General features: G+C 57.1%; 21 protein-coding genes. 16 read left to right on the forward strand and 5 right to left on the reverse strand.

From position 1 onward, the window contains the following. The first annotated feature begins 62 nt into the window (after nt 1–62). The 10 genes from ACTRWK_RS15330 to ACTRWK_RS15375 all read left to right on the forward strand — a co-directional run bounded on the left by ACTRWK_RS15330 (nt 63) and on the right by ACTRWK_RS15375 (nt 10273). Nucleotides 63–611: a TRAP transporter small permease gene (locus ACTRWK_RS15330; protein WP_005848320.1), complete on the forward strand. Its 549-nt coding sequence runs from the start codon at nt 63–65 to the stop codon at nt 609–611. Then, entirely contained in the window at nt 604–1908 is a 1305-nt protein-coding gene (locus tag ACTRWK_RS15335; RefSeq protein WP_005848322.1) for a TRAP transporter large permease, read from the forward strand. Before ACTRWK_RS15330 ends, ACTRWK_RS15335 begins: the two co-directional genes overlap by 8 nt. Nucleotides 1909–2141: 233 nt before the next feature. Next, nucleotides 2142–3389, forward strand: coding sequence for an acetyl-CoA C-acetyltransferase (locus ACTRWK_RS15340; protein WP_037942181.1), 1248 nt, complete (start codon nt 2142–2144; stop codon nt 3387–3389). Between the two features lie 88 nt (nt 3390–3477). Next, the gene (locus tag ACTRWK_RS15345) at nt 3478–4239 is read left to right on the forward strand and encodes an SDR family NAD(P)-dependent oxidoreductase (RefSeq protein WP_289081852.1); all 762 of its coding nucleotides are present in this window, start codon (nt 3478–3480) and stop codon (nt 4237–4239) included. Nucleotides 4240–4260: 21 nt separating this feature from the next. After that, nucleotides 4261–5040 carry an SDR family NAD(P)-dependent oxidoreductase gene (locus ACTRWK_RS15350; protein ID WP_037942179.1) on the forward strand — a complete coding sequence of 260 codons (780 nt, stop codon included), beginning with the start codon at nt 4261–4263 and terminating at the stop codon, nt 5038–5040. Nucleotides 5041–5146: 106 nt separating this feature from the next. Beyond that, nucleotides 5147–5971: an enoyl-CoA hydratase-related protein gene (locus ACTRWK_RS15355; RefSeq protein ID WP_289081851.1), complete on the forward strand. Its 825-nt coding sequence runs from the start codon at nt 5147–5149 to the stop codon at nt 5969–5971. Nucleotides 5972–6022: 51 nt separating this feature from the next. Beyond that, nucleotides 6023–7180: an acyl-CoA dehydrogenase family protein gene (locus ACTRWK_RS15360; RefSeq protein ID WP_005848330.1), complete on the forward strand. Its 1158-nt coding sequence runs from the start codon at nt 6023–6025 to the stop codon at nt 7178–7180. Between the two features lie 9 nt (nt 7181–7189). Then, complete coding sequence (locus ACTRWK_RS15365) at nt 7190–8278, forward strand: CaiB/BaiF CoA transferase family protein (protein ID WP_289081850.1); 1089 nt, start codon at nt 7190–7192, stop codon at nt 8276–8278. Nucleotides 8279–8317: 39 nt separating this feature from the next. Next, nucleotides 8318–9088 (forward strand): SDR family NAD(P)-dependent oxidoreductase, encoded by a 771-nt coding sequence (locus ACTRWK_RS15370; protein WP_289081849.1) that lies wholly within the window; start codon nt 8318–8320, stop codon nt 9086–9088. Nucleotides 9089–9244: 156 nt separating this feature from the next. Continuing rightward, a complete protein-coding gene (locus ACTRWK_RS15375; RefSeq protein WP_289081848.1) occupies nt 9245–10273 on the forward strand; it encodes a phosphotransferase family protein in 1029 nt (342 codons plus the stop codon). A 182-nt stretch (nt 10274–10455) separates the two neighbouring features. Here ACTRWK_RS15375 and ACTRWK_RS15380 read toward each other — a convergent pair whose 3' ends face one another. Continuing rightward, entirely contained in the window at nt 10456–11094 is a 639-nt protein-coding gene (locus tag ACTRWK_RS15380) for a TetR/AcrR family transcriptional regulator (protein WP_037942176.1), read from the reverse strand. A gap of 127 nt (nt 11095–11221) precedes the next feature. Between ACTRWK_RS15380 and ACTRWK_RS15385 the strand changes: the two genes are divergently transcribed. From ACTRWK_RS15385 to ACTRWK_RS15395, 3 genes are read left to right on the forward strand one after another with little or no spacing between them, the layout of a single operon-like run. Beyond that, nucleotides 11222–12163, forward strand: a complete 942-nt coding sequence (locus tag ACTRWK_RS15385; RefSeq protein WP_462844041.1) for a phosphotransferase family protein — start codon at nt 11222–11224, stop codon at nt 12161–12163. Nucleotides 12164–12223: 60 nt separating this feature from the next. Continuing rightward, nucleotides 12224–12958, forward strand: coding sequence for an SDR family NAD(P)-dependent oxidoreductase (locus ACTRWK_RS15390; protein ID WP_037942173.1), 735 nt, complete (start codon nt 12224–12226; stop codon nt 12956–12958). Between the two features lie 34 nt (nt 12959–12992). Further along, nucleotides 12993–14240, forward strand: a complete 1248-nt coding sequence (locus ACTRWK_RS15395; RefSeq protein WP_289081847.1) for an acyl-CoA dehydrogenase family protein — start codon at nt 12993–12995, stop codon at nt 14238–14240. Between the two features lie 93 nt (nt 14241–14333). Here ACTRWK_RS15395 and ACTRWK_RS15400 read toward each other — a convergent pair whose 3' ends face one another. From ACTRWK_RS15400 to ACTRWK_RS15410, 3 genes are read right to left on the reverse strand one after another with little or no spacing between them, the layout of a single operon-like run. Further along, nucleotides 14334–16226, reverse strand: a complete 1893-nt coding sequence (locus ACTRWK_RS15400) for a DUF2207 domain-containing protein (protein ID WP_289081846.1) — start codon at nt 16224–16226, stop codon at nt 14334–14336. A 4-nt stretch (nt 16227–16230) separates the two neighbouring features. Continuing rightward, nucleotides 16231–16791, reverse strand: coding sequence for a LemA family protein (locus ACTRWK_RS15405; RefSeq protein WP_168593017.1), 561 nt, complete (start codon nt 16789–16791; stop codon nt 16231–16233). A gap of 48 nt (nt 16792–16839) precedes the next feature. Next, a complete protein-coding gene (locus tag ACTRWK_RS15410; protein WP_037942169.1) occupies nt 16840–17382 on the reverse strand; it encodes a hypothetical protein in 543 nt (180 codons plus the stop codon). 153 nt (nt 17383–17535) lie between these two features. Between ACTRWK_RS15410 and ACTRWK_RS15415 the strand changes: the two genes are divergently transcribed. Continuing rightward, a complete protein-coding gene (locus ACTRWK_RS15415) occupies nt 17536–18420 on the forward strand; it encodes a hypothetical protein (protein WP_051843857.1) in 885 nt (294 codons plus the stop codon). Between the two features lie 213 nt (nt 18421–18633). Here the strand turns inward: ACTRWK_RS15415 and atzF are convergent, their stop codons facing one another. Further along, on the reverse strand, nt 18634–20424 hold the full coding sequence (gene atzF / locus ACTRWK_RS15420; RefSeq protein WP_462844042.1) for an allophanate hydrolase: 1791 nt from the start codon (nt 20422–20424) through the stop codon (nt 18634–18636). Between the two features lie 153 nt (nt 20425–20577). Between atzF and ACTRWK_RS15425 the strand changes: the two genes are divergently transcribed. Both ACTRWK_RS15425 and ACTRWK_RS15430 read left to right on the forward strand, forming a co-directional pair. Further along, complete coding sequence (locus ACTRWK_RS15425; RefSeq protein ID WP_037942258.1) at nt 20578–21480, forward strand: LysR family transcriptional regulator; 903 nt, start codon at nt 20578–20580, stop codon at nt 21478–21480. A 158-nt stretch (nt 21481–21638) separates the two neighbouring features. After that, nucleotides 21639–22760, forward strand: coding sequence for a BMP family ABC transporter substrate-binding protein (locus tag ACTRWK_RS15430; protein ID WP_037942167.1), 1122 nt, complete (start codon nt 21639–21641; stop codon nt 22758–22760).

Genomic DNA, 22760 nt, shown 5'->3' on the forward strand with positions numbered 1-22760 from the left:
CCGACGGTACGTCGTTTTCCGACGGTGCAGCAATCTTCATCCCACAGATAAGTGAGGCTCGAATGAAGCTTTTTCAACGCGTGCTCGAACCGTTGGTCTCGGTAATGGGACTGGTCGGCATCATCTGCGTAACGCTCATGATGTTGCACATTACGACCGATGTAATTTTACGGTTTGTTTTCAATTCGCCGATCAGAGGTACGATCACCATCGTTTCCCATTATTACATGGTGATACTTGGCTTTTGTTCGCTGGCGGTGGCTGAATCGCGCGATGCCCATGTTTCTGTCGAAGTCTTCACCGAGCTGATGCCGCGCAATGTTCAAAGCGGGCTGGCTGCGATGGCCGCGTTTCTGGCTGCGATTGTATTCGGGTTCGTCACGGTTCGTACCTGGATAGAAGCTATTCACAAAATGGAAATTAGCGCGGCAATCCAGCAAGGGTCGCTGACCATCCCTGTGTGGCCAAGTTATTTCGCGCTGCCTTTGGGCTGCGGATTGATGGCTGTAACCGCGCTTTGGCGTGCGCAAGCAATTGCCAGAGGCGCACAATCTACTTTTGGCCCTGACATGAATGGCGAATTGCCAGCGGAGGAGCTTGCAAATGGATGATATCGGTATTGGTCTCAGCGGTCTGGGGCTTTTGTTTGTCCTGATTGCCTTGCGCGTTCCTATCGGCGTTGCTTTGATCGGGGTAAGCTTTGGCGGGCTTTATGTTCTTTTGGGCTGGAGGGTTGCCTGGGGCGCGCTTGCGGTCATGCCCTATCAGTTTTCCGCAAACTGGGTGCTTAGCTCGGTCCCCATGTTCTTGCTCCTTGGGTTTATTTGTTATCATGCTGAGCTGACCCAAGGGATGTTCAGGGCCGCAAGGGTATGGACGTCTGCGCTCCCCGGTGGGCTTGCCATCGCGGCGGTCTTTGGTTCCGCAGGTTTTGCGGCAGTATGCGGGTCGTCGGTTGCTTGCGCCGCGGCAATGGGGCGTATTGCCGTGCCCGAGATGATGCGCGCGCGCTACAATGCCGAACTTGCGACAGGCACAGTTGCCGTCGCGGGCACCATCGGAGCCTTGATCCCGCCTTCGATCATTTTGATTTTGTATGGGGTCATCGCACAGGTATCAGTGCCGCAGTTGTTTCTGGGCGGCATCACAGCGGGGGTGATCTCGGCGATTGGTTACTGCGTGGTAATTCTGGTTCGTGTCAAAATTAATCCGGCTATGGCACCCGTAGGGGTTCGCGCCTCATGGGCAGAGCGCCTTTCGGCGCTCAAAGATACCTGGCCGATTGTCGTGGTCATGATCGGGATTTTTGGTGGGCTTTTCTCTGGTGCTTTCACCCCGACAGAGGCTGGCGCGATTGGCGCGTTCCTTTCATGCCTGGTGGGGCTGGCCCGCAGAACACTGAATTGGCGTCGCTTCCGGCTTGCCGTTGAGGAAACGATGATCACGACTGCTGCCTTGATCGTCATCGGCGTTGGCGCGACATTGCTGACAAGATTTCTGACCCTATCAGGTGCCGGAGATTACCTGTCAGACTCCATCATCGGATTGTCCGCCAATCCGGCCATGATCCTCTTTGGCATCATACTGGTCTATCTCATTCTTGGTATGTTTCTCGAGCCGATTGGCGCGATGCTGCTGACGATGCCGATTGTTCTGCCGATCGTGCAGGACGCCGATTGGTCACTGCTTTGGTTCGGGATCGTGCTCACCAAACTCCTGGAAATCGGGATGGTGACGCCGCCCATCGGGATGAACATTTTTGTCATCAAGGGTGTCGTCGGGAACATCGCCACAACAACCCAAATTTTCCGTGGCGTGATGTGGTTTATCCTCATGGACCTGGTGGTGCTGGCGGTGCTGGCAATCTGGCCTGAGATCACATTGTTCTTGCCCGAAATCATGAAGTGAGACGCACCGAGTTTCCTCGCAACACTTATTGTGTCGCCTCACTTTGTGAACGAGGCGGCGTTATAACTAACAGACTATTCGCGCAGTTAACTTAATTAACTACTTGACTAATTAATGTTGTGATGAGATGCCTGCAGTGAATGAATTTAACTGTCGGTTTAGGCGGCGGTGAACTGGGCGCGAAGCAAACGGCAGGCGGCGAGCCAGCTGAACTTTAGAGAAGGAAACCCTCAATGGCTGAAGCATATATCATTGACGCTTGCCGCACCCCTCGCGGTGTTGGGAAGGTCGGGAAGGGCGCGCTCGCGCACCTGCATCCTCAACACTTGGGGGCCACTGTCCTAGCCGCGCTGCGGGATCGCAACGATCTGAACACAGCTGATGTGGATGACATTATTTGGGGTACGAGTACGCAAAAAGACAAGCAGGGCGGCGACCTTGGTCGCATGGCGGCGCTGGATGCGGGCTATGACGTCAAAGCGTCAGGCGTCACGCTTGACCGTTTCTGCGGCTCCGGGATCACCACGGTTTCGCTGGCTGCAGCCCAGATCATGTCAGGGATGGAGGATGTCGTCATCGCGGGCGGCACCGAAATGATGAGCTATACCGGGCAGATCGCTGACCCGAAGAAACCCTTTATGATGGACGCGGGCAACCTGAGCCTGCGCGCAAAGCACCCGCAGACCCAGCAGGGTTGCAGTGCAGACGCCATCGCGACGATTGAAGGCATTGATCGCGCTGCAGCAGATCAGCTGGCCGTGACGAGCCAAGAACGCGCTGCCAAAGCCATCGCCGAAGGGCGTTTCGACGGTTCTATCGTACCAGTGCGCGACCCCGAGACCGGCGAACTGGTTTTGGACAAGGAAGAATTCCCGCGCCCCGGCACCACGCTTGACTCTCTCTCAACCCTCAACACGGTTTTCGACAAGTTCATGGAGTTCCCGATTGACGACAAGGGGACGACCTACGGCGACATGATTTATGCGCGCTATCCTGAGTTGAAGGGCAAAATGCAGCACATTCACCATGCGGGGAATTCCTCTGGCGTTGTGGATGGCGCGGCGGCCCTTTTGCTGGCGTCCGAAGGCTATGTGAAAAAGACAGGCATGAAGCCGCGCGCGCGCATCGTGGCGACGGCGAACATTGGCGACGATCCGACGTTGATGTTGAACGCTCCTGTTCCGGCAGCGCGCAAGGTTCTGGAGAAAGCGGGTCTGACTACTGACGATATCGACGTTTATGAAATCAACGAAGCCTTTGCCGTGGTTGCGGAAAAGTTCATTCGGGATCTCAAGCTCGACCGTTCCAAGGTGAACATCAACGGCGGCGCGATGGCGCTCGGTCATCCTATCGGTGCGACCGGTTCCATTCTGATCGGTACTGCCTTGGATGAACTAGAGCGTTCTGGTGGTCGGTATGGCCTGATCACGATGTGTGCGGCCGGTGGCATGGCCCCCGCAATCATCATCGAGCGGGTGTAAGCCTTTATGCATGCAGAGGGCTGGTCATGATCGCCCTCTGCAAATTTTTGCTCCCTCGAAACGAGACGACCCCAAGAAGAAACCTAGAATGACCCCACCCTTAAGTATCGACTTGAGCCAAAACAGAGCGCTCGTCACAGGAGCATCGAGCGGCCTGGGCGCCCATTTCGCCTCTGTCCTTGCGGTGCAAGGGGCTGACCTGGTTCTCGCAGCACGACGCACAGACAAGCTGGAGGAGGTCGCAGCGCCATTGCGTGCGATGGGGCGCGATGTCCACGTTGTTCAAATGGATGTGGGCTCTCCCGAAGTGGTTCTGGCGGCGTTTGCGGATATGCCACCCTGTGACATCGTTATTAACAATTCGGGTATCGGTCAGAATTCTTGGCTTGCCGATATGGATGAAGACGAGTGGCAGCAGTTGATAGATGTCAACCTGAGCGGGGTCTGGCGTGTGTCCAAACAGGCTGTCGCAATGTTTCGCAAAGAGAAGACAGCCGGGGCCATTGTTAACATTGCGTCAATTACAGCATCGCGAACTGCGCTCAAATCAGGGGCGTATGCGGTAACCAAGGCCGGCGTTATTCATATGACCAAATCGCTTGCGATTGAGGTCGCGCGTGACGGCATTCGAGTCAATGCATTGGCACCGGGCTATTTCCAGACAGAGTTGAATGCGGATTTTCTGGGATCCGAAGCGGGGAACCGCATGGCTGCGCGCATTCCGCAACGCAGGTTTGGGGCCATGGAAGAATTGAATCTTCCATTGCTCATGCTGGCGGCCAAACAGAACAGCTACATGACCGGCGCGACCATAACCGTGGATGGCGGTCATAGCATCAACGCCCTTTGAGATAAATTACGGAGAACGCGAATGAAACTTGATAACTCAATCTCGGCAGTCATCACTGGGGGTGCCTCCGGACTGGGGCTTGCCACAGCGCGTGCGTTGGCTTCACATGGCGTCAAGGTGGCCTTGTTTGACCTGAACGAGGAAGCCGGCGAAGCAATTGCATCTGAATTGGGCGGCGTGTTTTGCAAGGTGAACGTGGCGGACGAAGCCAGCGTCGACGCTGGCTTTGAAAAGGCGCGGGCGGCAAACGGGCAGGAACGTATTCTCGTTAATTGCGCGGGCATCGGCAACGCGATCAAGACCGCTGGGCGGGATCGCAAAACTGGTGGTATTTCCCAGTTCCCGATCTCCGAATATCGCAAGATTATTGAGGTCAACCAGATCGGCACCTTCATCTGCACCGTGAAGGCCGCCGCGGGTATGATGACCCTCGACCCGGAGGACGGAGAGCGTGGCGCGATCATCTCGACCGCTTCCGTTGCGGCAGAGGACGGTCAGGTCGGCCAAGTCGCATATTCGGCGTCGAAAGCCGCGATTGTTGGTATGACTTTGCCAATCGCCCGTGACCTTTCGGCGGAGCATATTCGCGTCAATACAATCCTGCCCGGTCTCTTCGAGACGCCGCTTTTGATGAGCCTGCCCGAAAACGTTCGGCAATCCTTGGGGGCGATGGTGCCCAACCCTGCTCGCCTTGGTAAGCCAGAAGAATATGCCTCTCTGGCTCTCGAAATGGTGCGCAATCCCTACCTGAACGGCGAAGACATTCGCTTGGACGGTGCTATCAGGATGGCACCGCGCTGATTGGCCGCTGTGACGTTGGGGGAGGGGGCGATCCCTCCTGCCACATCACGGCACTGCAAAAGTCGACGTGGGAACCTGACTGCGCCGCGGGAAAATGGAGAATGGAATGACTGACGTAAAAACCAAGGATGCCAAGGATATCTGGGCGCGCGATTTCAACTATATCTCGGTCAAACGTGACGGCCATGTCCTTGAAATTACGATTGATCGCGCGGATCGCTATAACGCCCTCCACGGCGGGGCGCATCAGGAATTGCACGATATATTTGATGGATACGAGCAGGACCCGGATCTGTGGGTCGCCATCATCACCGGGGCCGGGGACAAAGCTTTTTGCTCGGGCAACGATCTGAAAGCCACAAGCGAAGGGCAGAATATTGAACCCGCCAGCAGCGGCTTTGGCGGTCTCACTGATCGCTGGGGCCGGGAAAAGCCGGTTATCGCGGCGGTGAATGGCGTGGCAATGGGCGGTGGATGCGAGATCGTTCTGGCATCCGATATTGCCGTGGCGGATGCCCATGCGAAATTCGCGCTGCCCGAGGTGAAGGTTGGCCTGTTCGCAGCTGCGGGTGGCGTGCAACGTCTCACGCGCCAGATTGGTCGTAAAGCCGCGATGGAGCTGATCCTGACAGGCCGTGCGATTACAGCCGACCGTGCCTGTGAACTAGGCATCATTAACCGCGTTGCAGGTGAGGGTGAAACGGCGATGGATATCGCACGTGAAATCGCCAAGGAAATCACGCTGGTATCGCCGACTGCCGTCAGGGCGTCAAAGCGGGTGCTCAACGCCCTTGAAGAAGACATCGAGCGTCTGCCCGAAGCCTTCGCAGGCAACACGGTTGAATTTGACGTCGTGCTGAAATCCAATGACGGTAAAGAGGGCGTCAAAGCCTTTGTCGAAAAACGCGCGCCGAACTGGACGAATAGCTAAGCCGTTTGTGCCACCGATGCCCAGACCCATCAAAGCAACGAGGGATGTCCCATGATCAAAAGACGTATTTTTGAAGAAGAGCACGATATGTTTCGCGACAGTGTTCGCAAATGGATCGCGGCCGAAGTTGCCCCCCATGCCGAAAGCTGGCGTCAGAACAAACACGTTAGCAAGGAAGCTTGGAAATCCGCTGGGGACAACGGCTTTCTGGCGATGTTTGCCGATGAAAAATACGGTGGCATGGGCCTTGATGATTTCCGCTTTGACATGGTTCTCAACGAAGAACTGGGCAAGGTGGAAAGCTCTTTCTTCATCACGCTGCACAACCGTATCGTGGCACCCTATCTGCAAAAGTTCGGCACTGACGATCAGCGCGACCGGTACATGCCGGGGATCGTTTCGGGGGACACCATTCTTGCGATCGGCATGACCGAACCGGGATGCGGCTCGGATCTTGCGGCGATCAAAACCCGCGCCGAAAGGCAGGGGAACCATTGGGTCATCAACGGATCAAAAACCTACATCTCAAACGGTCAGATTGCTGGCCTCTACCTGATCGCCGCGAAAACGGACCCCGATAACCCGCGCTCTATCGGGCTGTTCTGGGTTCAAGAAGGGGCAGAAGGCTTCTCCAAGGGTCAGAACCTCAAGAAGATGGGGCTGCAAGCGCAGGATACGTCCGAGCTGTTCTTTGATAACGTCAAGGTGCCGGCATCGGATCTGGTTGGCGATGGGACAGATGGCTTCAAATTGATGATGACCAATCTGGCCGAAGAACGGCTGGTGGGGGCGGACGGCTATCTCGCCCGTGCGGAACGCGCTTTCGAGATCACGATGGAGTTCATCAAAGAGCGCAAGGCCTTCGGAAAACCGGTCGGCACCTTCCAGAACAGCCGCTTTGTCATGGCTGATGCGCGCACCAAACTCGATGTCGGCTGGGCCTACCTCGATCACTGTGCGATGGCCCATATAGATGGGGAATGCACTGCGGAAATGGCGGCGCAGGCCAAGTTGTTCACATCGGAGATCGAAGGTGAAATCATTGATGCCTGCCTGCAGTTGCATGGCGGTGCTGGATATATGGAAGAGTATGAAATCTCTCGGCTTTATGTCGATGCGCGGATCAGCCGTATCTACGCTGGTACCTCCGAGATCATGCGTGAAATCATCGGTCGCGGCCTTGGGCTGGATGATCGTCAAAAGGGCTGAGGGTTAGTTATGTCGGGACCGCTGAAAGGCCTGGAAGTCATCGAAATGGCCGGGATCGGTCCCGGCCCTTTGGCGGGGCAGTTGCTGGCCGATCTGGGTGCGGATGTGATCGTCATCGACCGCGCCGAAGCGCCAGCTGACAAAACCGATGTCAACCGGCGCGGCAAGCGGTCCGTCTTTTTGGATCTGAAATCTGAAGAGGGGCGCAGTACCGCGCAGGCGCTGATCAATCGGGCTGGTATCGTCATCGAAGGTTTCCGGCCCGGCGTGATGGAACGGCTGGGGCTTGGGCCAGATGACCTTGACGAGACGGTGATTTTTGGCCGGATCACGGGCTGGGGGCAGGATGGCCCGCTTAGCCAATCGGCGGGTCATGATATTAATTACCTTGGCCTGACGGGTGCCCTGGCTGCTATGGGGACGGTTGATAACCCGCCGCCGCCGCCGTTGAATCTGGTCGCGGACTATGGCGGGGGCACCATGTTCTTGCTGCTTGGCATCCTTGCCGCCGTGTTCGAGCGGCAGACATCGGGCAAAGGTCAGGTGGTCGATGCGGCAATGGTTGATGGCGTAAGCGCGATGATGGGTCTTTTCCACACCTTCAAAGCGCGTGGCGCGTGGAGCGAAAACCGCGCGTCCAACCTGCTGGACGGGGGTGCGCCTTTCTATCGCTGCTACCGGACCAAGGACGATCTGTTCATGTCCGTCGGCCCGCTAGAGCCTCAGTTTTTTGCCCTGCTGCTGGAGAAGGCCGGGCTGCCCGCCGAGCATAGCGTGGATCAAAACGACCCTGCCACCTGGGCCGAGCGTGCCGAGCTTTACGCACAGGCTTTCGCAAGCAAGACACAGGCGGAGTGGTCCGGCATCTTTAGTGGCACCGATGCCTGCGTGGCCCCCGTGCTGAGCATGGATGATGCGGTAAACCATCCTCATATGGCCGCGCGTCAAACGCTGGTCGAGGTGGATGGCGTTTTGCAGGCCGCTCCTGCGCCGCGTTTTTCGCGCAGCAAACCGACAGGGATCAATACGCCGAAGGCAATGGGCGGGGACACTGCGGCGATCCGCCGAGCGCTGCATGAGGCTCCGAAGTCCGAATGAACATCGCGGCGGGAAACTCTTGCCGCATGGAGGCTGCACATGTTTGATCTGACAGGAAAAACCGCCTTGATCACCGGCGGCAACAGCGGAATTGGTCTGGGCATGGCCGAGGGGCTTGCCAAATGCGGCTGCGGTGTCGCCATTTGGGGCAGGAACGCCGAAAAGAACGCTCAAGCGTTAGAAAACCTGTCGACCCATGGCACAAAGGTCAGCGCATACATCTGCGATGTGACCAGTTCAGAAGCCGTGAATCACGCATTTGCCGCCACTCTGAACGACCATGGTCGCGTCGATGGCTGCTTTGCCAATGCCGGATTTTCCACGCCCAGTTCGGGCTTTGACCAATCCGAGGATGCGCATTGGCAGAAAATGATTGATATCAACCTTAATGGTGCCTATTACGTCCTCCGCGCGGCGGCAGCTCATATGCGGGAGCGGGCCGAAGGCGGTGACAGGTTCGGGCGTTTGGTCGGCACCTCCAGTATCGGTGCCTTGAACGGCATGCCCCGCAATCAGCATTATGCGGCTGCCAAGGGCGCGCTGATCTCGATGATCCGATCGCTGGCGGTGGAGTACGCCCGATACGGTGTGACCGCCCACAGCATTCTGCCGGGGTTTGTCGAAACACCGCTGACGGACGAAAGCTTTGCCTCGCAGGCGTTCGTCGACAAGGTGCTGCCCAGAATTCCTGCAAGACGTCTTGGGCAGGGGTCGGACTTCAGCGCGATTGCGGCTTATATCATGAGCGATGCCAGCGCATGGCATACCGGTCAGGATTTCATCATAGACGGCGGGTATATGGTGTTTTGAACTGGCGTCATGGGCGTAAAGAACAACGAATAGAATTCCATCTACATCAAAAGCCCAAACCGGTGCCGTGATGGCATATCTGTGGATTGGCCAATTCGACCGCATTGCCGGTAGCATAAAGACAGAACGACGGGATTTTGAGATATGGGGGCGCGTATGGACACGGTAACAAAGGGTGCAATGGATTTCGAGCCGGAAGCGCTTGCCGATTTCCTTGCTGAAACTTTCGGAGGCAAGGCTCCGGTCACGATCGAGCGGATTGCGGGCGGGCAATCGAACCCGACGTATTTTGTCACCCGCGGGGACGTACGGCTGGTCTTGCGCAAACAACCGGGCGGCCCGATTTTGCGCGGGGCCCACGCCATTGATCGCGAGTACCGCGTGCTCGAGGCGCTGCACCCCCAAGGCGTCCCGGTGCCGCGCCCGATCCTGTATCATGCGGACCCTGATCTTTTGGGCACCCCGTTTTATCTGATGGAGCGGATCGAAGGGCGGGTTTTTGCGGATGGTGCCTTGGCGGCGGCAGACAAAGCGGAGCGCCATGCCTTGTGGATGGGTTTGGCCGACGCGATGGCCGCCATGCACAACGTCCGCCCCGAAGCGGTAGGGCTGGAGGATTATGGCAAACCTGGAAATTACTTTGCCCGGCAGATCGCGCGCTGGTCACGACAGTGGGAAGAAAGCCAGAGCGACCCGATCCCGGAGCTGGATGAATTGTCGGCCTGGCTTGTCGAGCATCAACCGCAGGATGACGGACGGGTGAGCCTCGCCCACGGGGACTACCGGATGGGGAACGTCATTTTTCATCCGACCGAACCGCGTGTGGCCGCCATTCTGGATTGGGAGCTTTCTACGCTGGGGCATCCGCTTGCCGATCTTGGCTATTGCTGCATGCCCTGGCACACGGCGCCCGAAGAATACGGCGGAATCCTAGGGCTGGACCTCGCGGCAGAAAACCTGCCGACCGAAGAGGCATTCGTGGAGCGCTACATGTCACACTGCCCCGACCTGCCACCGCTGACCTCGTTTCACAAGGCTTTCGCGTTGTTCCGGTTTTCGGTCATCTGGGTGGGCATCGCCGACCGCGTGCGTGCGGGCAATGCGGCGGGCGCGGACGGTGCGGACCCCGTACATCTTGCCAGATGTTTCGCGAGACGTGGTTTGGAAGTGATCGAGCGCGGCTGACGAGAACTCCATTAGGGGGCTGATGGCTAGCCCCCAATCTTAACGAGACATCTCGAACCTGACCGCAATTTGACTGCGGCGCTTTCGGTGGCGGGGACTTCGTGCGCTTTGACATCTTTGACACGTATCAACGCACTCGGGTCGGAAAACCCGTGTTATGCTATCTACATTGCTTGCAAGGATCACTCCATCTCAAGCATCCATGTGACTGTGGCTGCGAAATGCGCCAGCGTTGATGCGTCGCTCCAAGTGGCGTGGGCGCGGCTCGTGTCACCCAGCCTTGTCTCACGCGCGCTGAGCACTCCGCCCAAATAGGATTCCAGAAATATAAATCGTTGATTTTGTATGGTCCGGCTTTGCGACGGCATCAGCATACGCAGATGTTCCAGGCAACGCTGATAGCCTGAGTTCCAGCGGCCCTCTAGGGCGTCATCGAAGAGGGCCCTGTGGGACATGGTGAGCATGTGGAGAAAGCGGTTGTATGTGTCCGTTTCACCATCTGCTGCTAAATTGACAGAAGGATAGATAAGAATATCCACGATCTGCGAAATCCGCGTGGGGCCGCCGTCAGCTTCCAGAGCATCAAGCTGGGCGTTTCGGCGTGCGTCGATGATCTTGGCACCGTCCACGATAAGCTCGCGGATCAGCGCCTCTTTCGAGCCGAAGTGATACCCCACAGCGGCGGGGTTCTTTTGGCCAGCAGCTTTGGCGATGTCACGCACTGTAACGCCATCAATGCCCCGATTGGCAAAGAGGCGCTGTGCCTCGCCCTTGAGCCGTTCAACCGATGGGCTGGGCACCTTTGAAGACAGTCTGGTCATATCACGATCCTCTAGAGCACAGAAAATTATGGGTTGCAATAATTCAAATGATTAATACAAATGAATTATGATGAATCAAGCAAACACGGAAACGATCCCGGTCGACCTGCAAGCGCTCACAGCGTGGATGGACGATATCGGGTTGGCACGCGGCCCGCTGAGCAATCTGCAGCTTCTTGCAGGCGGGACGCAGAACATCTTGCTGCGCTTTGACCGGGGCGGCAGAGAGTTCGTGCTGCGCAGGCCGCCGCTGCATCTGCGCAAGAATTCCAATGAGACGATGAAGCGCGAGGCGCGTATTCTGGAGGCGCTCAGCGCGACTGACGTGCCGCACCCCAGGTTCATCGCAGGTTGTGACGATGAAGCCGTGCTTGGTGCCTGCTTTTATCTTATGGCTCCGGTTGAGGGCTTTAATCCTGCAAACGGATTGCCGCAGCTTCACGCCAGCGACCCGGCGATCCGCGCGCGCATGGGGTATTCCTATATCGAAGGGATGGCCGCACTCGGGGCGGTTGACTACAAGGCGGTAGGCTTGGAAGGATTTGGCAAGCCCGACGGGTTTCTGCAACGGCAGACAGGCCGGTGGATGAGCCAGCTGGAAGGCTACGCCGCTTTCGACGAATGGACTGGCTTCCAAGAACTGCCCGATGTCGAAAGGATTGTCTCTTGGCTTGAGGATAATCTCCCGCAAGATTTTACGAGCGGAATTTTTCATGGTGACTGCCATTTGGCAAACACGATGTTTGCCCCTGACAGTCCCGAGCTCGTCGCCTTTGTCGATTGGGAGCTGGCCAAGATTGGCGATCCCTTGATCGACCTTGGCTGGGTCATGGCCACTTGGGCTGATGAACATACGCCCGTGGTGGGCGATATCGAACCCTGGGATGGATTCCCGAGCCTCAATGAACTCATCGCACATTACGACAGGCATTCGACACGCAGTCTGGATGCGGTCGCCTGGTATGGGGTGCTCGCCTGTTTCAAGCTGGGGACACTCCTGGAGGGGACCCATGCACGCGCCAGTGCGGCAAGGCACCAAAGGAAACCGGCGATCACCTGCATGCGATGACGATTTCATTGTTCAATCGCGCCCACCGATTGATCACGAAGAACTGAGAAGGAAACTGTTATGAATGATTTGGACTTTTCGGGAAAGCGGGTGCTGGTCGTCGGCGGTTCTAGCGGGATCGGGAATGGCATTGCCCGCGGCTTTCGCGCGCGCGGGGCAGAGGTGCATGTCTGGGGCACACGCGCCTCGGCAGCGGATTACGCGGGCCAAGAAGGCTCTGATCTGGAAGGGCTGCATTACGCGCAGGTCAATGTGGCGGACTTCGACGAGTTTAACGCTTATGCGCCGCCCTTCGACAGTCTGGATGTGCTCGTCCAGTCTCAGGGCTTTGTCCGGTACAAGCAGGCGGAATATGCCAAGAAGGGCTGGGACGAGGTGATGGATATCAACATCAACTCGGTCATGCATACGGCGACCAAGTTCAAGCAAATGCTCAGCGCGGCCAAAGGCTCCATCGTGATTGTCAGTTCGGTCTCTGGCTTGCAGGCGAATATCGGCAACCCCGCCTATGCCGCCTCCAAGGCTGCGGCAATCAGCCTTACCAAAACGCTCGGCCAGTCCTGGGCGCGTGACGGGATCAGGGTGAACGGACTGGCCCCCGGACTGGTACCAACCAAGCTGACTGCCGTCACCACACAGAACAAGGATCGCGCGGAGGCATCTTTGCGCGCAATCCCGGTGCGCCGCTTGGGCACGCCGGAAGAAATGGCCGGTGCCGCCATGTTCCTTGCCTCGCCGCTCGCGTCCTATGTGCAGGGCCACACTCTCATCGCTGATGGCGGTCTCACGCTGTAACGCGCAGCCCATAACAATTTAGGACACCCAAATCATGTTCTTTGATTACACCGAAAAAACACAAAACCTGATCGACAAGCTGCAAGCCTTTGTCGATGCCAACATCCTTCCTGTGGATCGCGAGGTCCACGCATGGAACGCCGATCCGGCCAACCGCTGGAAGCCTTGGCCCGGCTTGGAACCTCTTAAGGAAAAGGCTAAGGCGGCTGGCCTTTGGAACCTGTTCCTGCCCGAGGAATATGGCGAATACAGCCCCGGCCTGACAAACCTAGAGTATGCGCCCCTGGCAGAGATCATGGGCCGCAACATGTGGTCTGCCGAAGTCTTCAACTGCTCCGCACCTGACACCGGCAATATGGAAGTCTTTGCCAAGTTCGGCACCGCCGCCCAGAAAGAGGAATGGCTGCTGCCGTTGCTCGCGGGAGAAATTCGGTCGGCATATTTGATGACCGAACCCGATCATGCCTGCTCTGATGCGACGAATGTCCGCACTGAAATCCGCAGTGACGGCAACGATTATGTCATCAACGGCAAGAAATGGTGGATTTCAGGCGTCATGGACCCGCGCTGCAAGGTCCTGCTGCTGATGGGCCAGACCAATCCGGAAAACCCGCGCCATACGCAGCAATCAACCGTTATCATTCCGCGTGACGCGCCGGGTGTTAAGGTGATCTGCGCCCAGACAGTATTCGGCGATGTCCATTCACCCGGCGGGCATTGCGAAGTGCATCTGAAGGATGTGCGCATCCCCAAAGAGAACATCATTCTTGGCGAGGGGCGGGGCTTTGAAATCGCACAGGGCCGCCTTGGGCCTGGCCGCATTCATCACTGCATGCCCTCCATCGGATCGGCGCAGCGTGCCTTGGAGCTGATGTGTCAGCGCGTGACAGAGCGCAAGACCTTTGGCCGGATGCTGTCGGATCGTTCCAGCATTCGGATGGAAATCGCAAAGAGCTATTGCGACATCGAACAGGCGCGCCTGCTCACGTTGAAAGCGGCGGATGCGATTGACCGTCACGGGGCCAGGAACGCCAAGGATTTGATCGGCGCGATCAAAGTCGTGGCCCCGCAAATGGCACAAACCGTGGCGGATCGCGCGATTCAGATCTTCGGCGGCATGGGGGTGAGCGATGACGTGCCCTTGGCAGAAATCCTCGCCACACAGCGTTTTATCCGCCTTGCAGATGGTCCCGACGAAGTGCACGCATCCCAGCTTGGCAAGTTCAAGATCGCTCAATACGCAAAACCCGGTGCCGGTTGGAATAACATCTCTGAAACTTGACTGCTACGATTGTGACTATGGTATTGCAACTCTGCCCGTCCGCGCAGGGCGTCGATCCTGCAAGGCCCTGACCCTAACGGGGTTTCGCAGGGACTACCAACCTCCACCACCGCCGCCGCCGCCGCCCGATCCGGCAGAGCTGTTGCTATCGTCTGCACCGCTATGGAGCGATGCAGCAACAGCTTCTGCGAAACGTGAAAGTCCGCTGATTGCGTCGTCATCATCGCCCACAAACCAGCTTGGTGCATAACTGGGTCCTGTGAGTGACTGGCCTGATATTAAATGAGCTCTGAACGCCTCGCGCCAAGGTTTTTCGATACCGAGAGCGATCGCGCTTGGCAGTAGGGTTTCGAAATGCGCTGGCGATAATTCCGGTGCGTCGCGGATGTTCATGCGGTCCATCTCTCCTACCGTGAGATAGAGGCGCAGCCCCGTGATGTGATCCCTTATCTTTGCCCCTGCACGTGTGGTTGATCCGATCAGCACAAGGAAGATCTGGTTGAACGTCACGCCACCCCAGACGACCAACAAAGCCTGAAAGGCGATATTCATTCCTGTGTCTTCGTAGAGCATGGCGCAAAACAATAGCGCCCCGAAGACCCACATGCCCGCAAGGATGGCCAATCCCAAAAAATTCAGGAGCCGCTTCATCCAAGAGTACGGATTCCTGCGCGATTTCAGCAGCTTCCAGATGCCTGCATTAAGGAATAGGGGCGCGAGACTGGAGAAGAATACGAGCTTCATGGCCGACTCATTAAGATCGATAACCACCAGCCAGGCAAAGGCAGCGGCACCCGATATGATGATGCCCAGATGGAACAGAATTTTGTTTTGACGGTAAAAGCGCCCGTCGTTTTCAGCCTCGACGCCAACTTTGAAGTTAAGCAAAACTGCTTCGATATCATCTTCGTGTAGTGAGGCCAGGGACATCTCACCTTCATGCGCATGAAGCATGTCCAGAATAGCGATATGACCGGCAGGCAGCCCGTCTGATATGGGCAAGTCAGTCCGCCTGATGGTGACCAGATGATCAAGGCCGTCCAGAACAACGTAGCCCTTCACAGCGAGATCCAGAACCGTGGCAGTAAGCGCCGTTTTCCCTTCATCCCGCAAGGTTCCATCAAAGATATAGCTCATCAATGCTGGCGAAATCCCCATTGGTAGATCCCACCGTGGGACGATTGTCCCTGCCTTGGGATCGCGCCCGAACCAAAGCCACATAAACACCATATAAGCAAAAACGGCCGCAAAGCCGTAGATCAAGACGACCCATCCCAGATTGTCCCGCCACCACCAGTCTGACAGTTGCGCGGTGGTTGGAGGTGCAACAGCGCCCTTGGGGAGCTGTACCATGATCGTCAGCCCTTCGAATGGATCAAGAGCGTGGGTGGTTTCAAACGTGGCACCGCGCCCGGATACTGTCGCGACTGCATCGGCCAACTTGCTGCCGCGGGAACCGGTAAAGGCTATCGGTTCAAAAGGCTGTGCGCCGCTCGACAGGATGACGTGCGCAGATGCACTCAGGATCGGGAAACTCCACTCGTCGCCAGTGACGTTCCAGCGCAATCTGTCGCTCACGTCTCCGAAGATAATCTGTCGGTCGGTCAAATAGCGGATCTGGTAGGTGTGGTTGCCGGTCGAAACGAGCTGAAACTGATCACCGATGCGAATCTTGGTGCCCAGATCGGTGTCAGTTGCCTCCCATGGTTCATCCTCCCCGTTGCGTGTGACCGAAAGGATCTCGAAGCTTACCTTGTATCGCGTACCTTCCGGCGTAGTGACATATTGCGGGAAGTCGCGATAAATCCCGTGCTGGATATCTGTTCCATCGGCATTCACTTTGATCGTCTCGGTCACATCAAGGACACCATCCTCCCGCACGAGGATATCGGCGTTGAAAGATCGGATCACATCGCCAGCGTGCGCCCCGTAGGCCCAGATAGAAAGTAATACAGCGGCAAGGACGCGCGCGATGTGCTTGGTCACAGCGTTAAAATCCAACCGTTGGGAGTCTGCGATCCGCGGGCTCTTCGATCTCGAAGAAAGCACTTTGTTCGAAGCCGAAGCTTTTGGCGACCAGATTGGAGGGGAAGCTTTCGACCTTGATATTCAGATCTCGCGCCGCGCCATTGTAGTAGCGTCGGGCCATTTGGATCTCACTCTCGACAGTATCAAGGTTAGCTGCCAGATCGCGGAAGTTATTGCTTGCCTTTAAGTCCGGATAGGCTTCGGCCAAGGCAAACAGCTTTCCGATGGCCTGCCCCACCACGTTTTCGGCGCGTGCACGTTTTTGCACATCAGAAGGGTTCAGGGTGGCCGCCGAATTACGGGCTGCAACGATCTCGTCAAAGGTGGCGCGTTCGTGCGCGGCGTATCCTTTTACGGTTTCGATCAGGTTGGGGATCAGATCTGCGCGTCGTTTCAACTGGACATCGATACCGGACCACCCCTCTCGAACGCGCTGACGGGCGCGCACAAGCGCGTTGTACAAAGAAATGAGCAAGACACCAGCAATCGCAACTACGGTAATAATAATCAGAAGCGTATTCAAAGGGTGGTTCCTATTCCAAGTGGAGCATTCAGGGTTGGGGCCAGTGGATCAGAACCGGCAATCGGGCAGGGCAGTCGCGTCAAAATCCCCTTCCACGGGCTCGTCGAAACTGGCGTCAATTCTGATCGGGTCGAAAGGGGCATAGTCTTGGGTGTCGGGGGCAAGCCGGACGACGTAGTGACAACTCGATCTGACGATGGTCGAACCCTCATTGGTTTCCATCTCTACAACGACGGGCACCGCCGAGACCTCTGTACCGACACCAGCGCTGGTGAATCCCAGTTCGAAGCGCAGCTTAATGCTGCGGATATCCTGAAATTTGTTGCGAAACGCATTGTAATCAGCGGCAAGCTGGTTCGCATCTTTTTCGGGAGTGCCTTTAAGGGTGTAACTGAAAGCGCGTGCTAGCTGCCCCGTGCCGATTGCGTTGTAGTAAGACTGGACGAGATCAAGCGCTGTTGATCTATTGTCGTAATACGTTGATGCGGCGGTCAGGTGTAGCGCGGGTTCCTTAGCTTGTGCCTGGGTGTACGGCAGCACCGCGCATAACCCTGCGCAAAGCAGTGGGCGGAACGCTTTTCGGATATGCATGGGAGCACCTTCTGAAGAAAATGTTTTCAGACGAGATGTTTATAAGTTGTTCGTTTGTCCACAATGGGCAAAAATTTTTAGCCCAGATATGAGTTGAGAGCGGCGCGGTCGATGCTGTTGTGCGCCCCTCTGAAAAGCGAAACTAGATAGATCATGATCCAGACTGCCGATACCGCACCTTCTTATGACGCAGCACAGCTTATTGCGCGCCCGATGTTCTGGGAGGCGCTGAAGGGAGAGGCAAGCGATCTGTTGAAGGTCCACGCCGTTGCTCCAGAGGTTGTGCATTACCTCGCCGATATACGGCATTGGATCTTGATCCATATGGCGATTGCCTTGCATTTCGAACGCAAGATTGACCCGGCCGCGCCGCCCTTAACGCCGAAAAAGCTTCTGACCGAACTGGCTGGCACAGGAATCGCCAGTCGCAATACTGTGCAGTCCTTCTTGCGAGAACTTTTGCGAATTAAGCTGACAGAACCGCCAAAAACCGGGACTTTGCGTCAGCATGCGACTGAAGTCTCCGCAAAAAGCGAAAAGCTTATGTTTGTCTACATCGACATCCACCTTCGCGCGCTCGATATGGTTGATGGGGGCGGGCGTAGTGCACTCTTTAACCGGAACCCGACGCTTTTACATAAGCTTCAACCCGCTTTCGCCCGAAAAATTTGTTTGAATCCTGCGTGGTACAATCCGCCGGCAATGGTCAACTGCTTTACCAATAGCGTCTCCGGCAGCAGCATCTTGCATGAAATGGTGCTGTCCACCCAATCCAACGAGCCGGATGGGGATGGCCGGTTCTGGCTCGGCACCGTGTCGACAGCGGGTTTGGCCGCACGCTACCACGTATCCGACGCTCATATTTCGCGCATACTGATAAAGGCACAGCAGGTCGGCGGTATCGGCTGGGAAAACGAAAGGCGACGCGGGGCGTGCTGGCTGTCAACGACACTGCGCGACGCTTATCTTTTGTGGCAGGCCGAAAAACTGGCTGCGTTATCGAGCGCGTTTAATCGGTGCGTCAGCGCAACCGCATAGGGGCAACTTTAAATCGCTCGATGACACTTAGCTGCATTGAGCCAGAAGTATGAGAGCTGGTGGCGTGTTTATATGCAAGGAAAGTTCAAGCCTTCTGCCAAGTTGTTAGGTTATGGGGAGCAACTGCGACTACCAGAGATGAACCCTCTTCGATTCCGAACAGCGGGGAAACCGAAGATACGAAGCCACCTTAGAGATGGGGCGCTACGTACCTCACAGCTGCGCCAGATAATTTCGCCAGTCCCCAAGCTGAGTGATGTCTGTACCATCTCCGACGGCTTCGGCCTCACAAATGAACCCTTTTACCTGCCGCCCGTCGGACAGATCGACAGTGCCGATACCAAGAGGGGCGGGAATGGCTTCCAGAAAGCCGCCGACCTTTTCAAAGGGAAGGGACCACAGTTCTACCGCAATGGAAGCACCTGATCCGGGGGTGCCTTTCACCAAGCCCGGCCTTGCAGGAGGGTCGCCGGCGAGCGCGTAGAAACGATAGCTGTCGGTCGTCGTCGCTGCGCCGTGATAGGTCGCGCCCCGCTGGGTCAATTGATGGTTCAACGGCAGCCCGTCCATATGGGCACCGCACACCGCGAGGATCAGACCGTCGGTCGCCGCAGCTTCAAGCGTGGGCGTGCCGTTGAATGGCCAACCCGTTGCGCCCAGGTTCCGCTTCTCTGCGGCCTCCAGTGCAAGACCTGAGGCGGCGATATCTGCATCTTTGCCCGCGGCTGCCAGCAATGTGACGCTGCCCGGACGGCCATCACTGCGCGCCGGCACGGGCACGGCGATACCGCACATATCCAGCAGGTTGACGAAGTTCGTATAGGTGCCGAAGTTCGAGTTCGGTCCGATGGGGTCAGCTTCTAGCTCGGCGACAGTGTGGAAGGTCGGGATGGTTGGCACGCAGAGCATATCCAAGCCCTCCAACGCGGTTTCAGCAATGCGCGACAGCTCTTTCAGACGGTACATGCCGCGAAACGCATCTGCGGCAGAAAGCGCTTCGGCCTTGCAAATGACCTGGCGCGTGACAGGCAGGATCGCCTCTGGGTCTGTATGCAAAAGATCTTCAATGACCGTATAACGCTCCGCGACCCACGCCCCTTCATAAAGCATATCAGCCACATCATAGAGCGGCGTGAAATCAATCTCGCGTATCTCGGCCCCTTGGCCGCGTAGCAGGTCCACCGCTGCGTTGAACGAAGCCTCTTGGACGGCGTCACCCGAAAAGCGGATGCTGTCACGGCTCGGAATGCCGATCACAGGGGCGGATTTTGGCGCAGCGAGGGGAGGGGCCGAGATGTGTCGTGCATAGGCATCGGCGGCATCATAGGCGCAGGCGACAGTGAAAGCCGTATAGGCGTCGGCGACGGTAAGTGCGAAGATCGAGACCGTCTCGACCGACCGGCACGCGGGCACGACACCAGTTGCAGATAAGGCACCGAGGGTTGGTTTCAGGCCTATAATATTGTTCAGCGCTGCTGGCACCCGCCCGGACCCTGCGGTATCGGTGCCAAGCGAGAAGGCGACAATACCATGGCCTACCGCCACGCCCGAGCCGCCTGAGGACCCACCGGGCACAATTTCAGGATCGATAGAATTGCGCGGCGCGCCATAAGGGGTGCGGACGCCCACAAGCCCTGTCGCAAATTGGTCAAGGTTGGTTTTCCCGATGAAAATTGCCCCCGCCTCGCGCAGTTTGGCGACGACGAAGGCGTCTTGCGTGGGGGTATAGGCATAGGCAGGGCATGCGGCGGTTGTCTCGTACCCCGCGACATCGATGTTGTCTTTCACCGCAAAAGGGACCCCCCACAGCGGTTTGGCAGGGTCGTATGGGCCAAGAGCCGCCGCCGCCGCTTGGGCGTCAGCCTCGCTTGCCATGGATAGAAAGATGCATGGGTCGTCCACTTCACGCAGTCGGGTATAGACTTGGGCGATGATTTGTTCAGGCGACACACCGCGCGCATAGGCCGCGTGAAGGTCTGGGATGGTCATCGCAATATCGGTCATAGGAGGCTCTTTTGTAGTTGCACTGGGGTCATCGTTGCGGGCCGTACCGCTGACGTGTCTCAGTCGTCCTCTGTTGCGCTGCGGAATTCAAATGCTAAGAATTCACAAAAGCGGTGCAAAAAATGCACCATCATGGGTTGGAAGGTCTTTTCTATGAAACATCTGCAAACTTTCCGCTTCATCGAGGCAGTGTCGCGCGCGGGCTCAATCCGGAAAGCGGCGGACGATATGAACATCACGGCCTCTGCCCTGAACCGTCGGATCCAGCGGTTCGAAGAAGAGTTTGGCGTCGAAATTTTTGAACGCCTGCCGCGTGGTGTGCGCTTGAACCCAGCCGGTGAGTTGCTGATGCAGCATTTCCTGATGCAGGAGTCCGACTTGCGGCGGGTGAGAAGCCAAGTGGCTGATCTGTCCGGCGAACGACGGGGCCATGTGACGGTGGCCTGCTCTCAGGCGCTGATCCCGTATTTTATGCCTGCGCACACCGCAGCTTACCGGCGTGACCATCCCGGGGTTTCTTTTTCTGTGCAAGTGCGTGATCGCGAAGACGCAGAGCGCGATCTGGCCGAGTTCAGAAGCGATCTGGCCTTGGTATTCGAGCCTGTCCATATGGTAGACCTCGATGTGCTGATGCGTATCCCTCAGGTCATCCATGCGATTATGCGCCATGATCACCCTTTGGCGTCAAAGCCCGACGTGCGGTTGCGTGATTGTCTGGACCAGCCGCATGTCATCCCGTCCCGCCGGTATGGGGTCCGGGCCATGCTGGATGATGCTGCGGCGCGGGGGTCGCGCCCGCTACGCCCCATTGCCACATCCGACAGTTTCGAGTTCATGCGCCACTATGTGCTGCATGAGGATGCCATCGCATTCCAGATCCCCATCGGTCTGGATATGGAGCATTGCGCCGAACTGACTTCGCGCCCGCTATCGTTACGTGACGTCGCGGCGGGTAGTCTGGTACTGTGTCAGTTACGCGGTCGGACCTTGCCCGTGGCGTCCGCCCGTTTCGGCTTGGCACTTTCCACCGCATTGGAACAGTTTTCCGACGTCTAGCAGGCGACTCTGGGGCGACCACACACCGAGCGATGCATTTTTTGCACCGCTTTGTGGAATAATGAGCAGACGTAATCACCGCTAAGATTTTGTAGTCATTGAATCACATCATATGCGCTCTCTCCTCCCAGGGCGGCGCATCATCATTGGAGATTTGAATGACACATGCACCGTTCCTGAACCGCCGTGGTTTCCTTGGTACTTCCGCCGCTTTGCTGGGCACTGCCGCAATCGGTGGTCTGGCCCGTCCCGCGATGGCGGCTGATCCTTTGACTGTGGGGTTCATCTACGTCGGTCCGAAAGATGATTTCGGCTATAACCAGGCGCATGCCGAAGGGGCAGCGGCGGTCAAGGCGATGTCTGGCGTGGTCGTGCTGGAAGAAGAGAACGTCCCGGAAAGCCAGGACGTGCAGAATTCCATGGAATCGATGATCAATTTTGACGGGGCCAAGCTGATCTTCCCCACGTCCTTCGGTTATTACAAACCCCATGTGCTTGAGACAGCGCCGAAACATCCTGACGTGCGCTTTCAACATTGCGGCGGCCTGTGGTCCAAAAATGACCCGTCGAACGCCGGTTCCTACTTTGGCTATATCGGCATGGGGCAGTATCTGAACGGCGTTGCCGCAGGTCATGCGACCAAGACCAAAAAGATCGGGTTTGTCGCGGCCAAGCCGATCCCTCAGGTGCTCAACAATATCAACTCCTTCCTATTGGGTGCGCGTTCGGTTGATCCCACGATCGTCTGTCAGGTGATCTTTACCGGTGAATGGTCGCTTGCCGTAAAAGAAGCCGAAGCGACCAATGCCTTAGCAGACCAAGGGTGTGATGTAGTCACCTGCCACGTCGATGGGCCGAAGGTGATCTGTGAAACCGCAGTCTCGCGCGACATTTTTGTTTGCGGTTACCACGCCGACCAGACACCGATTGCAGGGGACAAATACCTGACAGGGGCGGAATGGAACTGGGCCAATGTTTATACCGACATGGTGGCCAAGACCTTGGCAGGGGAACCGATCCCGAACTTCGTGCGCGGCGGGCTGGCGGACGGCTTCATCAAGATGAGCCCCCTCGGCCCCGCGGTCAGCGATGCGGCGCGTGCACAGTTTGAAGCCACGAAAGCAGAGATCGAGGCAGGCGGCTTTGCCGCGATCAAAGGGCCGCTGAAGGACAACAAAGGCAATGTGATCGCCGCCGAAGGGGAATCCTTTGTCGAAACCGATGTCGCGATCGAGAGCATGGACTACCTTGTCGAAGGCGTGATCGGGTCCACAAGCTAA

It is taken from the genome of Sulfitobacter sp. G5_S2_6_S6 (assembly GCF_054968505.1).